This is a genomic window from uncultured Chitinophaga sp. (assembly GCF_902168175.1).
Lineage (GTDB): Bacteria > Bacteroidota > Bacteroidia > Chitinophagales > Chitinophagaceae > Chitinophaga.
On the sequence record NZ_CABHOU010000043.1, the window covers coordinates 1 to 14,678 of the forward strand.

The following is a 14,678-nucleotide window of genomic DNA, read 5'->3' on the forward strand; positions in this document are numbered from 1 at the left end:
GAGGTCAGTTCCGTATTACCGTAATACGCCTGTCCGAACCCGTTTACACCATTAATGTTGATGTAAGATTTGATTTCCGCGCGACGGATACCGATTTGCCTGTTAATGCTGTACAGGAAGCGGTACTCCAGTCCTGGTGCGAGTTTAAAGTAAGGTGAAATACTGGCCAGCAGGTAATTGATGTTCGCATTATCATTAAACGCCTGCGACATGGCCAGTGGATTAATAGGATCGCCATTACCAAGAATGTCAAGCGAGCCATCCGTTTTATAAAGTGGTTGAGTGGGATTCCATTGTAAAGCCTGGCCAATAAGACTGCCCGTAAAACCCGCATTGTTAGTGATCGGCGCGAGCTTTTCCGAAGTATGTGCCGCAGAGATGTTGAAGTCCAGGCCGAGGTTTTTGCTTTCCAGGAAGTTGTACTGTCCGTTAATATTAGCGGTATATTTCTTTAATCCCGATTTAAGAACAATGCCCTCCTGGTCCAGCAAACCGAAAGAAGCCCTGTACCGGCCATTTTCATTACCGCCGCTAATGCCAACATTAAAGTTTTGGGTAACAGCGTTACGGGTGATGGCATCAAAAGCATCGGTGTTGCCACCGAAATCGCCTGCATTGAGGTCGTAATCTTTCAGTGCCTGCCGGTATTGCCCGGGGTCCAGTACGTCCAGTTTTTTCATCATATTACTAATACCAACAGAATAACCAGCGTCCAGCTTCATGACGCCCGGACTTCCTTTTTTAGTAGTGATGATAATAACCCCGTTGGAGCCACGCGAGCCATAGATCGCTGTGGCCGAAGCATCTTTGAGTACCTCTATAGATGCGATATCGAAAGAGTTGATAAAGTTGAGCGGGTTGGCATCCGGCGTTTGTCCAAGACCGTTAGCGTCGATGTTAGGGCGGGCAGTCCGGCCGTCCAGCGGAACACCATCTACCACGTACAGTGGCTGGTTGCCCGACCGTACGGAGGCGTTACCGCGTATGCGCACCGTAGCCGCGCCGCCAGGCGCGCCACTGTTGTTCACGATCATCAACCCCGAAACCTTACCTTGTATTAGCTGGTCAGGCGCCGAAACGATGCCCCGGTTAAAATCTTTAGTCTTAAGTGATGTTACCGCACCCGTAAGGTCCTTTTTGCGCGTGGTGCCGTATCCCACCACTACTACATCCGTTAGTGTGGTGTTGTCTTGTAAAAGCGTCACCGTTACATTTGTTGAGGAAGTGATGTCTACCTCCTGTGCGGCATAACCCAGGAAAGAAATCAGTAAAGTAGTAGCCGCCGGTTGTACATTCAGTTTAAAGGCGCCCGTAGCATCGGAAGTAGTACCGGTGGAAGTGCCCTTTACCTGGATAGAGGCGCCGGGTACGGCAGTGCCTTTTTCATCGTTTACTGTACCCGTGATAGTCCTGGTTTGCGCCATCAGCAAACACGGAAGGGCCAGAAACAGAGGGCATAGCAATAACGCCCGCATGATTCGAGTTGTGATCATAACGTAGAGGTTTATAATTGAAAAGGATGTGTTATAACACCGGCAAAGTGAGCGCAGGGGATCTTATTCTGTATCGTTTTTTCGCAGATCTTCTACATCATCGTTTTGACGGGAAATAGCATTACGTTTCTTGATTGTTCAGAAATTTGGGTTTCATATCGACTAGCTTTTTGGTTTATTAACGTGGTTAAAAGAGGGTCGTGAAATTGGTTGTTCTCTATCACTGCCTTACTGCATGATATCAAAGTACGTGGGTTAAATAGAACTAGAAAAGTTTTACAGGTCGAATATAGGAAATAAGGGCCGATAACCGGTGTGTCATCCACCTAAAAGCTTGATGATCAAATGGTTAAATAAACATTTGAATTTGTTTAATATAGACGTGTTGAGACCGTTTTAGCCTTTTAAAGCGCCTTGATCTCCATCACTTTCTCCTCGAATTCGTCGTTCGGGATGATCGATTTGTTCCTGATTTTGGTTTTGTACGCGTAGATGGTGTTTACTGAGTATTCGAGTATCTGGGCTATTTTCTCATTCTCGCTAATCCCGATCCTGATGAGGGCGAAGATGCGCAGGTCGGTATTGAGCAGTTCGTTATCCTTTAAATAGATGCGGTCTTCCTCCTTAAAAAAGGAATTGAACTCCTGCACGAAGTGCGGGAATATTTTCAGGAAGATGCGGTCGAAGTTCCGGAACAGCTCCTCCCGTTCCTGTTTAATATTGATATTATTGATCAGAAACTTCGCTTCCGTCAGCTTATTGTCCAGCATTTTCTGGTCGAGCCCCTTCTTCAGTTTCTCTATTTTACCAATATACTCCGAGTTAATGCGGAAGCAGTACCCGATGTACTCCTCCTTGATTTTATTGGCCTCCAGTAACTGTTCGTTAATCTCCTGTTGCTTCAGGTGCGCCGCCGACAGTGCCTTTTGTGCTGCTTTCAGCTTCTTTACCTGTTTAAAAATAACATAGGTAAGGATGATGAGTGCCAGCAGGAGCAGTGTGGCCATAGCAGCGTAAATAGATAACCGCCGTTTCTGCCCCTCCACCGTATTGATCTTCTCCCCTTCGATGATCGGCAAAATCTCACTCACCTGTACTTTACGTTGCCTTGCCCCATAGAAAGTGGCGTCCGAGATCGACTTTTCAATATAACGTGAGGCGTTTCTCACGTCCCCCGTGCGGAATAATATAGAAGCCAGGTTAAAAGTAGCCGTCGTTTCCTTCACCGAGGCCTTCGTGTCCGCAATAGCCGATCGCGCCAGGAAGTGGATCGCCCTTTCGTATTCCCCTTTGTTAATATATATGTTGCCCAGGTTCGCGTAAGTCATCGCCTCTTCGTGGAAGCTCAGGTCCAGGGTATTGAGCGCCCGGTTCAGGTGGTAAAGCGACGAGTCCATGTTCCCCTCCTTGAAATACTTGTAGCCCAGGTTACTCATATAAGGGTACTCGTCCGCCCGGAAAAAAGTAATGGCCGAATCCGTGTACCTGCCCGCCAGGGCAACGTAACCAGGGGAATAATAGGCATCGTTCACATAATCCGCCAGGTCGTAATAGTAACGGCGCATGAGTACATAATACTCCGCCTTCAGCGAGTCCGGCAGCCCCTCCGCTTTAAATCCGCCCATTAACACCCCCGTTTCGTGGAACATGCCCGAGGAGATCAGGATAAATCCCATTTTTATTTTCGCCAGCTGGATGCGGTTAGTATCCTGTAACTGGTCCGCGATTTTCTGCAGTTCCAGTGCCGAGGCAAAAGCCGAATCGAAGCTGAAAGATTTATAGGCATCGAATAAGCGGAGGCATGCGTTAAATTTTGCTTCCGGCAGTTTGGCCGAAACAAAAGCCGACTTGAGCGCGCTCAGTTCTTTATTTTTTAGCTGGTCGAAGGCAGAAGATTGGTCGAGTGTAGAATTGAGTTGCCGGAGCAGCGAATCCGTACCCGATTGCGCGCATGCAAGGGCAGTAACAAAGGAGCAAACAAGGCAAAGAAACGTTTTTTTCATAGTTGACCATAAGCGCCGAAACGTGGGCGCTGCCTCAATTTACAATGAATTTAGTTCAGGCGGTAAAAGAGATTTTTTAAAAAAAGCAGAAATAGATTTTGCAGAAATTAAATTTTTCCTATTTTTGCAATCCCAATTCAAACGGGACACACACATTCCTCCTTAGCTCAGTTGGTTAGAGCATCTGACTGTTAATCAGAGGGTCGTTGGTTCAAGTCCAACAGGGGGAGCGGAAAGAAGCAAAAGGCTTGCAGAAATGCAGGCCTTTTTCATTTCTAGTAGATTTAATCCGTACTTCGGATAATCTATTTTTACCTAATATGGACGTTTAAATTCATGTCGGCAGCATTAGTATGCTATCGTGGATGTCAATCATTTCATCCAGGCAAGTATTTGCGAAAGAAGCCATTATTAGTTATTTTAGGCTAGAAAGAAGCATCTAATGGGTAATAACTGCAAGTTTATAGCGATTGAGGGATTGGACGGATCCGGGAAGTCTACCCAGATCGAACTACTGATTAAGCACCTGGAGCGAAATAATGAACGGATAAAGTTTGTTCATTTCCCAAGAGCTAGCCAAGGAGTATTTGGTGAACTTATCTCAAAGTTTCTCAGAGGCGAATTTGGTAAGTTGGAACAAGTGCATCCCCAATTGGTTGCATTATTATTTGCAGAAGACAGGAAAGAATTTGCCAGTACCATCAACGAATGGATGAATGATGGGTACGTGGTGTTAGTTGACAGGTACGTACTTTCAAACGTGGCCTTTCAATGTGCCAAGTTAGATAGCGAGTCAGATAAAGCCTATCTAAGAAAGTGGATATTAGAATTCGAATATGACTACAATAAAATTCCCCAACCCGATTTTACAATTTACTTAGACGTCCCCTTCGATTTCGTACAGCAAGCATTGGCCCAGCGATTGATTAGTAAAGATCGCGCTTACCTTCAGGGCCAGGACGACATTCATGAAAAGAGCACAGAATTGCAAGTAGCGGTGAAGAAAGAGTACGAAGCTTTGCTAATGATGGAAGAAAATAACATCAGCAAAATTTCATGTGCCAATGCAGAAGGGAAGATGAGATTCCCTGCAGATATTCATAGTGATATTGTAAGTGTGATTAGCGAAAGAATTGCTACATTCAATGTGCGTCCATAAATTCCGGCCGTATTTATTTTAATGAAATCGTTAGCCTCAATTAAAGCACATTTCTTCGCGGAACTGGAAGCTGATCATGGTGTTTGGCAGATATTACGTATGCCGGCCATCATCGACAATATTATACTCCATGCTGTTAAGTATCAGAAATCCCAGGATCCTAAGGAGTTGATGGAAATTGCGAACCTATCTCTAAAGGTGAAAGTTAGACAACACCTGGCTTCCATCAAACTTGCGGATAGTATCGACGACGTGTTAAAGCAATTAGAATCGGGAGCCCGACTGAAATTAGTGCGTGATGCATATAATTATGTTTTTGGGGAAGCAGAGCATACACTACACGCATACTACAAGTTTGGAAAAAATGATCTGTTGAATGAGGTGGAGTATCTTAAATTGGTTAAGCAATTAAAAATAGCTCCGTTTTCGGATGAGGTATTCAATAAACTAACCGGGATTAGTATAGCTCTCTACATTAACACATAAAACGTACCTGTGTCCATACTGGGGCATGGATTTAATCAAAGAACTCTCGCCCTACCGCTTATTCATCCTCCTCTATAATCTCCTCGAAACGTTCAGCTATCCGCCGCCAATCACCCAAATCTTGATTATTTCCCTGAAGCAGGGCAACTAATTCTGTTGGATGATATTCTTGCCCTGTTTTTCTGTACACATCCAATTCAAGCAGCAGGAATTTCGCTTTGTCGAGCCCTGTCAGCTGATTTTTGAGCGATTCGTACTTCAATAGCATTTTAAATGCCATGGCATCATCCTCTTTGGAGTATGCGACATCATATAGTGCGGTAAATTGCTTCGATACTTCCTGTTGCTGAATAGTTCTGAAAAAACGTTGTTGATCAGGACTACCTATATAGAACGTGTTTCCGCCCGGATCTGTAAGCGTGAACCGCCGGTCGTCTGCCAGGTCACGAACTTTAGATATCTTTGGAACACCACTTCGAGGCACCCTGCCCAAAGACTGTTTCATGGCAGTAGAAAATGCCTGGCAAACGGCATCCACATCTTTCACCCTGATAAAACACATCGAAGAATTATGATCCGGCGGTATCTGTTTGGTGCCATAAAAGTGAAGTTCCATCTGCTCGAATTTCAAGGCAGCATAAGGATTCGGCGATGTATAGACCCCCAATACCTCAAAACCTAACTGCTCATAAAATTTCACCTGCGCCTTTATATCCGGACATGGAAGAATCGGTATTATCATTTCTTTTTTTACAAAATTATCCAACCGGGAAGCTGGCTGATTGTAAAAAACAGACATTTTTAATAACCTGCCAGGGAGAAAAAGGACTGTGGGTTATACCCGCTGAAGCTTTTAAAATCGTGAATGAAATGCGCCTGGTCGTAATAACCGTATGCATGGGCGAGCGAAGTAAGAGAGTCGTAGCGTTTCCTGTCCCATAAAGCCTGTTCAAAACGAATGATCCGGGCATACAGCTTCGGATTAAATCCCGTATATCCTGCAAAGCGACGTTCGAACTGTTTTTGCGAGAGGTGGGCTGTTGCCGCGAGTTGACGGATCTGTGTAATTCCTTTGGCCCGCCTGATGTGCCGGATAACATTTAACACCTGCTCATCCGGTCGTTTTATTATCAATATCCGTTTAAGTAGCCAATTGCTTAGCAGGCGGTAGCGCTCATTCGTGGTGATGGTGGTGGCCATGCGTTCGTTGAGGATGTTGCATGTGGCATTGATTCCGGCCATGTCGGCCACCTGCTCACGTAATTCCGATACAGAGATGTCGAATATATACGGTACAGCATGGGAATATAGTGACACGCCAAAGAGATCAAGACTCGCGTTCATCGGGAATTGCCGGTGACTTTTGGTGTGGCCGAGTACCGTGGAGAAGGAGAGCGTTGTATCCTGGAATCCGAAAGCCAGTTCTGTGTTGGTGTTGGCGGTGGCGTAGTAGGTGGTGGATGAAGAGTACTGCCAGGGGGCAGCCCAGAAGTGGCTGACGTAGGGGTTAAGGAGGGCTGGAGGCTGGAGGATGATGGTGGACATATAGGTTAAATGTACGAAAGAAGTTATAATGCTCCCCCTTCGGGCCAATTGCTCCAATGCGTATTTGCCTTTTGGGTAGGCCTGTATAACGAAGTATCTCCTGTTGAAATAACCGCAGCCAGGTGCTGGAAAGTTTCGTTTTCGCTTGGGGCTTCTCCGTTTCCGAGGTCAGGGTGATGCCATTCCCTTAATGTCATGAGCACTGGCAGATCAACTGGGATTTTTGGCGATCTCTTCTAGTGTCACCCAGAATAAATCAGCGTACTCTGGAATTAGCCCCCGCAGAAATTCATAGTTGGCTATCTTGCCGGGATATTCTAACATAATGCCTTTCGCGCGATAATGTTGAAGATCGTGAACCACAGGGACCAGCTGATCTTTGACTTTGATATGTCTTACGTCGGCATTCAAATATGAGATATACGTTTCCTCATCTTCCACGAGCGCGGGCATTCCTTCGTTTTCTGCAAAGAAGAAAAAGTTATCGTTGTCGTTAAGCTTTTTGGTTAAAATACAATTTCCGAAAACACCGGCAATCGTCCGTCAGGTTCGCCTATATGTGGAATTCCCATCCGCCTATGGTGAAGGCGGTTACGGAATTAAGAGATATTATCAAGGATATCACCAGCCAATCGCAGAAGCAGGAAGAGAACAGCACGCCGGGGTATACCCGTTCCAAAGACAATGAGTTAGAAAAACTACAGGACGGCACCCGTTTGTTAGCCGCCCAGCTGCGGGCATCCGGGAAATTGAATAAGGATGAAGTACGCCTGCAAAGTGTACGGTGTACTGATTCTGCTTTTGAATTGATGGCCACACAGTCGTTGCTGCAGGTTTCGCAGATCATAATTGGTCACGCGCGGACCAAACTCGCAGATTTTGGTGATTTTGGGGTAACTGAAGCAAACATCCTTAATCTCGAAAGTATACGCGCCGAGGCCACCAGGCTAATTAGCCAGCGCAACGTTGCTGGTGGTACAAGGAAGTCTGCCACTGATACGCTTCCGGAGTTGCTCACGCAAATGCGCGACCAGCTCGAACTTGTAGACGATCTTATAGACAGTCTTATAAAGGATATTGAATTCACGAACGTCTACCACAACATGCGCAAAATCATCGACCGCGGCGGCCGTTCCATCCCCGCTGAGCAAGAACAAAATTAAAGCACGGTTAACACACGCCCGGGGTATCTCCATACCCTGGCCTACTTTTTCTTCGAATTACAATAAGAATGTACCCGCACCACCATGCCCCCATCAAACTCATACACATCACAACTATTCACCTCATTCACCACCTCCCCGTCGCGGATAAACTTACCGTAACCATACACAGCTACCTTCCCATCCTGCTCCATTAAACCATATTCCCGGAAATCTGTAGTTATAGAGGCGAAGTAGCTGGCAATCTCCCGGGCGAAAGCCATTACCTGGGTTTGGCCCGAAAAGTGTTTGTCTTCTTCATATATAAACCATTCCACGGAATCGGCGAGATAGGGGGCGGCTTCTTCAAATTTGCCGGCGGAAAAGAGGCGGGCGATAGCTGTTGGAGTCATAACGGTTTTTACTAAAGATAACGAAAGTGTAGAAATGTATAATTAATACAAGGATATAGCAATCAATCTCTTGTAATGGCGATTCATTTAAGAGCTACCTTTAAATTCTTACAATAACCATCTAAAAACTGCAAATATGAGTTCAATTAAAGTTAAAGACGGAACAGAGATTTATTACAAAGACTGGGGTACCGGACAGCCGATCGTTTTCCATCACGGCTGGCCTTTATCAAGTGATGATTGGGATACACAGATGATGTTTTTCCTGGAGCAGGGCTACAGGGTAATTGCACACGACCGCCGCGGTCATGGCCGTTCTACCCAAACGGATACAGGTAACGAAATGGAAACTTACGCGGCAGACGTGGCTGAATTAGTAAAGGCCCTCGACCTGAAAGATGCGATCCATATTGGTCACTCAACCGGTGGTGGTGAAGTAATTCGTTATGTAGCGAAGTACGGTGCCGGCCGGGTAGCGAAAGCGGTATTGATAAGCGCGGTTACGCCTACTATGGCAAAATCGGCCAGCAATCCCGATGGTGTACCTTTGGAGGTATTTGACGGCATCCGCGAGGGTACTGCTTACAACCGCCCTCAGTACTTCCACGATTTCACCGATGCGTTTTACGGTTACAATCGCCCGGGAGCAAAAGCTGCACAGGGTATTAAAAACAACTGGTGGCGCCAGGGTATGATGGGTGGAATAAAAGCTCACTATGACTGTATCAAAGCTTTCTCTGAAACCGACTTTACCGAGGATCTGAAAAGCGTGGACGTGCCTGTATTAGTGCTGCATGGCGAAGATGATCAGATCGTACCTTACCAGCTTACGGGCGTAAAAGCTGCCAAGCTGTTGAAGAATGGCAAGCTGATTACCTACCCGGGTTTCCCGCATGGTATGCCTACTACCGAAGCGGCGACTATCAATGCCGATCTGTTAGCTTTTATCAAATCATAAATAATAGGAAAGAGCCTGGCAATCTGCCGGGCTTTTTCTTTAGAGTTTTATCTTCAACTCAAACTCCCGCTTTATCGCCAGCAAAGCCTCCGCATTCCCCTTCGCATCATCCACCGGGTGATGGGTATGTGCCGTTTTACGCAGATGTTTGAAATTCTTAAACGTATCCTTCACCACTCCTTTATATAAACTCCCAAGGTTTTGAGAGCTGAAGCCAAAGGGATTGCTCCCGGTGAAATGATGAAAGTACCAGCAAATAAACATCCAGTCGAAACCATTATTATCACTGATAAAAATGGGCCGGTCTTTTTTTGAGACCTCGTTTACCCAAACGGCAAAGTCGCGCATCGCCTGTTCCGGGTCATCAAATTGCATCGTTTCTTCACGGGTGTAACCGGAAACTGCTAAGGCGGCGGGAACAAACTTTTCAGAGATGGGTTTAAGTTTTCTGAAGAAGGTGGTGTCGAGGTTGTCGTTAACAAGCACTGCCCCGAAAGACACCATGGAGTAGTCGCCCGGTATTGGGCCGTCGCTCTCCACATCAACCATAATGTAAGCCATGGGGTTAAATCAATTAATCTGCAGCAAAAGTATAACAAAATATGTCAATTTGATATATGCGTTTTCGTTACACAAATTGTCTGTATCGTAAAACTCACTGCCATGCTGTGTTTTCAATTTGGTAATTAGGTAGATGAATATGACATAATGTTATATGTGTTTGCTCTACACAAACACTCTTACATATCATCTTTACCTATTTCTTTCCCTTTTTGTTCCTTTTTTCCCATCTTTCCAAACCTGTAAGCCACCATTAAGGTAGCCCTGAATATCCGCGAGCGACTTTCAGAAAACATCACATAACCATCGGCCTCCACCGTTTTTTCTATTGCCATTACCGGGCGATGATAGTTGTGAATGCCTACTGTCCCGGTCAGTTTTTCATGCACGCAGGTGAAGGAAAAATGACTCTGCACCCTCGGTGGTATGTTCAATTGGAACGAATAACCGCCATCGTACGACACCCCGCCCGTAACCCGCAACTTCGGAGAGAGCGTATAAGATAGCGTAAGGTTCTCCCGCCAGAAAGCGCGGTTTTGTGTGCGGGCGGTATCCGCTATTTTAAATGTACCCAGCTTCACGCCGGAACTAATGTTTGCCTGAAACCGAGGGAACAAGTAACGCGCTGCACTAAAACCAAGATCAATGTTTTGGGAGGAGGCCAGGTTTTTATACGTGCTGGCCATTAAACCGTTGGATAAATAATAGTAAGGCTGGATATCATCTTTCGTAATCGCATAACTGCCGGTGAGGTTAACGGTGATGGCGCTTACCTCCGTCCGGTAAATCACATTCGCATTCCACTTTTCCGACGGCCGCAAACCCGGATTGCCCATAGACACTACATTGCTCACTCCGTATTCTTCGCCATACCGGGTAATATTGGTCAGCATATACAATTGCGGCCGCAGCCGGTTGTACTGCAATTCTCCCCTCAACGATCCGTTCTTCGTTTCCCTGAACACGGAAATGTACGGAGCGATGGTAAAAAACGAAAACCGTTCCCGCGCGGCTTTGTCTGAAGCCCTGTCCATACTGTAATCCGCTTTCACCACCGCTCGCAACGAAAAGTTCCGGAATTGCCTGTCCCACGACGAAAGCAATGCGGCGTACTGATAATTGATATCGTAAGCCTGCATAATTATACTGTCGGGCCCATGCAGCGATTGGCGAAAGCTGTAGGCCTGCGCATTACGCAAATCGCGGTTAAAGTATTTGATAACGGCTTCGAAGTTGCCTGCCGTTTTATGCTGCAGTTCGTAGGCTACCATCGCAAAAACGCCCTGCTCTTTATCGTTGCGGCGGTTCGTAAAATTACTGCCAGGCAGGTAAGCGCCTTTTAGTACTGTAGGCCGTGCGCTCTGCTCGTTCAACGATCTGTTTTTATTCAGCTCCAGCGAAAAATCGAATCGTTTAGGGTACCCGTTGCGGGTAACTGACCTCCAGGTATAAGAACTGTTCCAGGTAATGGTCTGGTTATGCGGCCCGAAAGGACTTGTATTCATATTGCCAAGCTGCATATGGTTAAACAACGTATCGTTCCGCCACTGCTCCCGGTCGGCCGTCATTTCAAAACTGCTTTCGCTTCGCCGTATACTCAGCGAAGTATTAAGCACCTTGCCCTGTGCAATTTCAAACGATTCGCCCAGGTTTAATGAATAACTGCCGCTGCGCACGCCCGACTGCTTAAGCGTATTGATGTCCTTCACGCCCCTCTTTGTCACCTGCCGCACTTCACTCTTTGGTCCATACATCTTCATAAAGGAGGGCGCGAGGTTAAACAGGTGTCTCCGTTTACTGACCGATAATGATAGATTGGCCAAACTCATATTGGTACCGCCGGTTACACTGGCATTACCGAAAAGTCCTTCATCGTGTTTTGCTTCGATAAAACTCAGACTGGGCCCTTCTGTTTTAAGGTCGTAAATATTCAGGGTAACTTTTGAAAAGTTTAAGGCCGGGTTGCTGAGCGCATTCCTGATCATATCACCGAAGCCCGCCACGTTTATACCATCTTTGGTAACGGTTACCGCTTTGCCCATATATAATATGCTCCGGTTTTCTTCATCCACATCAATGCCTGGTATTTCTTTTAATACCTGCGCCAGATCGAGGAATTTCACGTCATCGATCTTGGAAATGTCCAGCACAGCGCCTCTTGCGTTCTGTATCACTGCTTTTCGTTTGTGAATAACGGTTACAGAATCCAGCGTACGGGGTTTCATGCCGGGCAGGGTATCGCACGGGTTTGCCCTTAGCCCGGAGAAAAGCAGGACTAAGGGAACAATTATCAACAGGCCGGCTGCCTTCATTTATTATTGAATCGTTTTCAGGAATATAAATGTGGTATCGGTAGCCTGCCGGTTCTTAAATGCAATTTTTGTGTTGATGGGCTCATACTTTTTAGTGTTCCTCCGCTCGGGCCAGTCTGGTTTCATATAGGTATTATCATTTAGGTTGATGAGGACCTTCGCATAATAATTACTCATCGTAAATCGCACCACACTACAACCACAGGAGTCGGATTTACCGGAAGTAAATGGTGTTTGGTTGCGCACGGCGGTAAAATGTACGCCGGTTAAAGGGGCATTGGTACCCACTTCCCTGAAGCATATACGTTTGAAAATGGTGGCAGCCGAAGCATTACCGCCGGCGGCGGGAACAAAAACCTTTTCCTGTGATTTGGCTACAACGGGTGTAAGGAAAAGGGCAATTAATAACAGGCGTATCATCTTGTCGGTTTAAAGATTAAAGAGGCTATGTTGCCATAGCCCCTTTAACAGGTTTAGATTACAGTGTGCAACCACATCCATGGGTTACATTCTCGGGCCAGTCGCAAGCCTCGGTGTACTCATTGTAATGCAGGCCTTCTGGGCAGTGGAACCTTACCCACTTGCCCTCGTCGCATCTGAAAAATTGCGCACACCAAATGGAACTCGCTCCCATTGTGCCATCGGGGCTGCAAGGGGCATTTGGGTCTTCGTGCGTCTGTGCCAGGGACACAGATGCTGTTGCTCCGGCAAAAAGGAGCATAAGTGCCAATGAAATTTTCTTCATGGTCTTGGGTTTTTATTTTGGGTTTAAAAAAAAGACGGTTGGATTTAGTCGCCGAGCACCATGCCTTTAATGGTAAACTGCATGGGAGAGTTACTGGCATTGGAACGGAGCTGTACCAGGTGGGCGAACTCGCCAATATTGGTGGCTTTAAATTGTACATTCAGGATGCCTGTATCGCCGGGCTTAATTTCTTTCCCGGTTATATTCGCTACCGTGCAATCGCAGTCCGCAAAGGTTTCATCTATCACCAGCGGTGCTTTTCCAAGATTCTTGATTTTAAACGCAACGGTGCTGGTGGATTTAAATTTGACTTTGCCAATGTTGCGGTCAAGTTGTTCCACGCCCATGTAGGCATCGTCGTACACATTGTAACCGTTATTCATGGCCATTTTCATTTCGGTGCGTAAGGGGGCGTTGAAGATGAGGGCTGTCGGTTCTTCTATCGCCAGAGCGGCCAGTGCATACTTTTTACCGTTGATGCTGTCTTTCATCGCGTTCTCGCATTTAGCCAACAGGTAGTTGTTGTAAAAGGTGTTGTAAAATTGAAGCGATTGCCGCAACGCGCCTTCCATCGGTTTAAGGAGGCTGCTGTCTTTTGACACTTCGTAATCATCCCACGAGGCCTGGGCCTTACACACATTTTCGTAGTAAGCTAACAGCGAATCGGCCCGCATCATTTTTCCATCTTCTATCTGAAAATGGGGATCGGCAGTGATGGATGGCGTAGTGGTGATTTGCCCGACGAGCATGATTACCGGCTTTTTGCGGAGCGCGCCTAATTCCAGGTGCCGCAGTTTACCGCTGGCATCGAAAAATAGCGATACAGGGAAGCTGCCTTTGTTGATAATGCGGGAGAGCCACTGCTCGCCGGTCACGTTTTCGTCTGTGCGGAGAACGATGAAGTGCCTGGCGATGGTTTCGGCATACGATGGGTCTTTGATTAACTCGGCCTCAAATACCTCGCACATACTGCAGCCCGATTTACTTGAAATCAGGAGCAGGCCTTTGTTCAATTGCTTCGCCTTTTCAAATGCTGCCGATAAACGGGTGTTCGACAAAATTACCATTTCCGGGGCCGGGTTACTGCAGTACCAATTGGGCATGCAGAAACAGGCCAGCAACAATGCTAGTGGAATAAATTTCATTCTTGGACAGGGTTTAGATTCTGGGTAACTAATTTTAGATCACGGGTCGAATATAGCAGGTTTATCAATTTGAAAAACAGCCCCGGTTGTTTTAGTCCGCAAAATTGTCAGGTGTATCGATTGATCTGGAAAACTACTTTTTTACCAACATCCTTCTCACCGCAGTGGCCATTTTTTGGTTGGATATTTTCCTTTTCGGGAGATGATGATAACTTCATTTTCGAGCTTCATCATCATGAAGCATCCTCCGGTCATTTATATCGACGTTTTTTTCACTAAAAACTGTCAATAGTACATTTGTGTTGTTTTTACATGAAGTGCAAGCGGGAGGAAAAGCCTGTATTTGTTGATGTTACACCTTGCTTCAGCATACTGTATGTATGACATATTGTTATATGTGTTGCTGAAACACGAATCCATTTTGAAGGGAAACCAACGCTTTTGTCCATTCTTAAGCTCTGGAATTGTTCCTAACAGACGAACAATTCCGGGACTTAGTCCGTTAATTTGAAAATTGCTCCCATGCCCCGTAACCAAATTTTGCTCTGGCTATTGCTTCCGTTTTTTGTGAAAGCCCAGGTAACGGATACTACGCCGCGTAAGACTTTCTGGCAGTCGCCTGCGGTACAGATTTCCGTTGTTCCGCTCACATTATTTGCCGCCAGTGCTATCACCTGGGGCGAGCGGGAGGAGATCCGGAAGCTGCGTAACCGGTA

General features: G+C 46.3%; 15 protein-coding genes and 1 tRNA gene. 6 read left to right on the forward strand and 10 right to left on the reverse strand.

The window, feature by feature from the left end:
* Positions 1-1,493 (reverse strand): carboxypeptidase-like regulatory domain-containing protein (locus QZT80_RS09395; RefSeq protein WP_295121003.1); only part of this gene is annotated, 1,493 nt, incomplete at its 3' end.
* 404 nt (positions 1,494-1,897) lie between these two features.
* A complete protein-coding gene (locus QZT80_RS09400; RefSeq protein ID WP_295121006.1) occupies positions 1,898-3,496 on the reverse strand; it encodes a DUF6377 domain-containing protein in 1,599 nt (532 codons plus the stop codon).
* 156 nt (positions 3,497-3,652) lie between these two features.
* Between QZT80_RS09400 and QZT80_RS09405 the strand changes: the two genes are divergently transcribed.
* From QZT80_RS09405 to QZT80_RS09415, 3 genes are all read left to right on the forward strand, one after another.
* Positions 3,653-3,726: transfer RNA gene (locus QZT80_RS09405), tRNA-Asn, on the forward strand.
* A 212-nt stretch (positions 3,727-3,938) separates the two neighbouring features.
* Positions 3,939-4,655: a dTMP kinase gene (gene tmk / locus QZT80_RS09410; RefSeq protein ID WP_295121009.1), complete on the forward strand. Its 717-nt coding sequence runs from the start codon at positions 3,939-3,941 to the stop codon at positions 4,653-4,655.
* A 21-nt stretch (positions 4,656-4,676) separates the two neighbouring features.
* Complete coding sequence (locus tag QZT80_RS09415) at positions 4,677-5,141, forward strand: hypothetical protein (protein ID WP_295121012.1); 465 nt, start codon at positions 4,677-4,679, stop codon at positions 5,139-5,141.
* 58 nt (positions 5,142-5,199) lie between these two features.
* Here the strand turns inward: QZT80_RS09415 and QZT80_RS09420 are convergent, their stop codons facing one another.
* Both QZT80_RS09420 and QZT80_RS09425 read right to left on the reverse strand, forming a co-directional pair.
* On the reverse strand, positions 5,200-5,940 hold the full coding sequence (locus tag QZT80_RS09420; protein WP_295121015.1) for a VOC family protein: 741 nt from the start codon (positions 5,938-5,940) through the stop codon (positions 5,200-5,202).
* A 2-nt stretch (positions 5,941-5,942) separates the two neighbouring features.
* Positions 5,943-6,686, reverse strand: coding sequence for an AraC family transcriptional regulator (locus tag QZT80_RS09425; protein WP_295121017.1), 744 nt, complete (start codon positions 6,684-6,686; stop codon positions 5,943-5,945).
* 578 nt (positions 6,687-7,264) lie between these two features.
* Between QZT80_RS09425 and QZT80_RS09430 the strand changes: the two genes are divergently transcribed.
* Complete coding sequence (locus QZT80_RS09430; protein WP_295121020.1) at positions 7,265-7,849, forward strand: hypothetical protein; 585 nt, start codon at positions 7,265-7,267, stop codon at positions 7,847-7,849.
* A 41-nt stretch (positions 7,850-7,890) separates the two neighbouring features.
* On the opposite strand, the gene QZT80_RS09435 is transcribed toward QZT80_RS09430, so the two are convergent.
* On the reverse strand, positions 7,891-8,241 hold the full coding sequence (locus QZT80_RS09435; RefSeq protein WP_295121022.1) for a hypothetical protein: 351 nt from the start codon (positions 8,239-8,241) through the stop codon (positions 7,891-7,893).
* A gap of 136 nt (positions 8,242-8,377) precedes the next feature.
* Here QZT80_RS09435 and QZT80_RS09440 point away from each other — a divergent pair, with 136 nt between their 5' ends.
* The gene (locus tag QZT80_RS09440) at positions 8,378-9,199 is read left to right on the forward strand and encodes an alpha/beta hydrolase (protein ID WP_295121025.1); all 822 of its coding nucleotides are present in this window, start codon (positions 8,378-8,380) and stop codon (positions 9,197-9,199) included.
* A gap of 39 nt (positions 9,200-9,238) precedes the next feature.
* Here QZT80_RS09440 and QZT80_RS09445 read toward each other — a convergent pair whose 3' ends face one another.
* From QZT80_RS09445 to QZT80_RS09460, 5 genes are all read right to left on the reverse strand, one after another.
* The gene (locus QZT80_RS09445) at positions 9,239-9,760 is read right to left on the reverse strand and encodes an exonuclease (RefSeq protein WP_295121027.1); all 522 of its coding nucleotides are present in this window, start codon (positions 9,758-9,760) and stop codon (positions 9,239-9,241) included.
* Between the two features lie 179 nt (positions 9,761-9,939).
* A complete protein-coding gene (locus QZT80_RS09450; protein WP_295121029.1) occupies positions 9,940-11,985 on the reverse strand; it encodes an outer membrane beta-barrel protein in 2,046 nt (681 codons plus the stop codon).
* Between the two features lie 90 nt (positions 11,986-12,075).
* Positions 12,076-12,492: a hypothetical protein gene (locus QZT80_RS09455; protein ID WP_295121032.1), complete on the reverse strand. Its 417-nt coding sequence runs from the start codon at positions 12,490-12,492 to the stop codon at positions 12,076-12,078.
* A 58-nt stretch (positions 12,493-12,550) separates the two neighbouring features.
* Positions 12,551-12,817, reverse strand: coding sequence for a chitin binding peritrophin-A domain-containing protein (locus QZT80_RS26700; RefSeq protein WP_367112860.1), 267 nt, complete (start codon positions 12,815-12,817; stop codon positions 12,551-12,553).
* Between the two features lie 44 nt (positions 12,818-12,861).
* Positions 12,862-13,962, reverse strand: a complete 1,101-nt coding sequence (locus QZT80_RS09460) for a DUF1573 domain-containing protein (RefSeq protein WP_295121035.1) — start codon at positions 13,960-13,962, stop codon at positions 12,862-12,864.
* Positions 13,963-14,484: 522 nt separating this feature from the next.
* Here QZT80_RS09460 and QZT80_RS09465 point away from each other — a divergent pair.
* A partial coding sequence (locus QZT80_RS09465) for a hypothetical protein (RefSeq protein ID WP_295121038.1) occupies positions 14,485-14,678 on the forward strand: 194 nt, incomplete at its 3' end.

What these genes read in the sequence shown, in the direction of transcription:
- QZT80_RS09430 (WP_295121020.1), top strand. Translation starts at nt 7,265, where the DNA reads ATGGTGAAGGCGGTTACGGAATTAAGAGATATTATCAAGGATATCACC.
- QZT80_RS26700 (WP_367112860.1), bottom strand. Translation starts at nt 12,817, where the DNA reads ATGAAGAAAATTTCATTGGCACTTATGCTCCTTTTTGCCGGAGCAACA.
- QZT80_RS09415 (WP_295121012.1), top strand. Translation starts at nt 4,677, where the DNA reads ATGAAATCGTTAGCCTCAATTAAAGCACATTTCTTCGCGGAACTGGAA.
- QZT80_RS09440 (WP_295121025.1), top strand. Translation starts at nt 8,378, where the DNA reads ATGAGTTCAATTAAAGTTAAAGACGGAACAGAGATTTATTACAAAGAC.
- QZT80_RS09425 (WP_295121017.1), bottom strand. Translation starts at nt 6,686, where the DNA reads ATGTCCACCATCATCCTCCAGCCTCCAGCCCTCCTTAACCCCTACGTC.
- tmk (WP_295121009.1), top strand. Translation starts at nt 3,939, where the DNA reads ATGGGTAATAACTGCAAGTTTATAGCGATTGAGGGATTGGACGGATCC.
- QZT80_RS09400 (WP_295121006.1), bottom strand. Translation starts at nt 3,496, where the DNA reads ATGAAAAAAACGTTTCTTTGCCTTGTTTGCTCCTTTGTTACTGCCCTT.
- QZT80_RS09460 (WP_295121035.1), bottom strand. Translation starts at nt 13,962, where the DNA reads ATGAAATTTATTCCACTAGCATTGTTGCTGGCCTGTTTCTGCATGCCC.
- QZT80_RS09455 (WP_295121032.1), bottom strand. Translation starts at nt 12,492, where the DNA reads ATGATACGCCTGTTATTAATTGCCCTTTTCCTTACACCCGTTGTAGCC.
- QZT80_RS09450 (WP_295121029.1), bottom strand. Translation starts at nt 11,985, where the DNA reads ATGAAACCCCGTACGCTGGATTCTGTAACCGTTATTCACAAACGAAAA.
- QZT80_RS09435 (WP_295121022.1), bottom strand. Translation starts at nt 8,241, where the DNA reads ATGACTCCAACAGCTATCGCCCGCCTCTTTTCCGCCGGCAAATTTGAA.
- QZT80_RS09420 (WP_295121015.1), bottom strand. Translation starts at nt 5,940, where the DNA reads ATGTCTGTTTTTTACAATCAGCCAGCTTCCCGGTTGGATAATTTTGTA.
- QZT80_RS09445 (WP_295121027.1), bottom strand. Translation starts at nt 9,760, where the DNA reads ATGGCTTACATTATGGTTGATGTGGAGAGCGACGGCCCAATACCGGGC.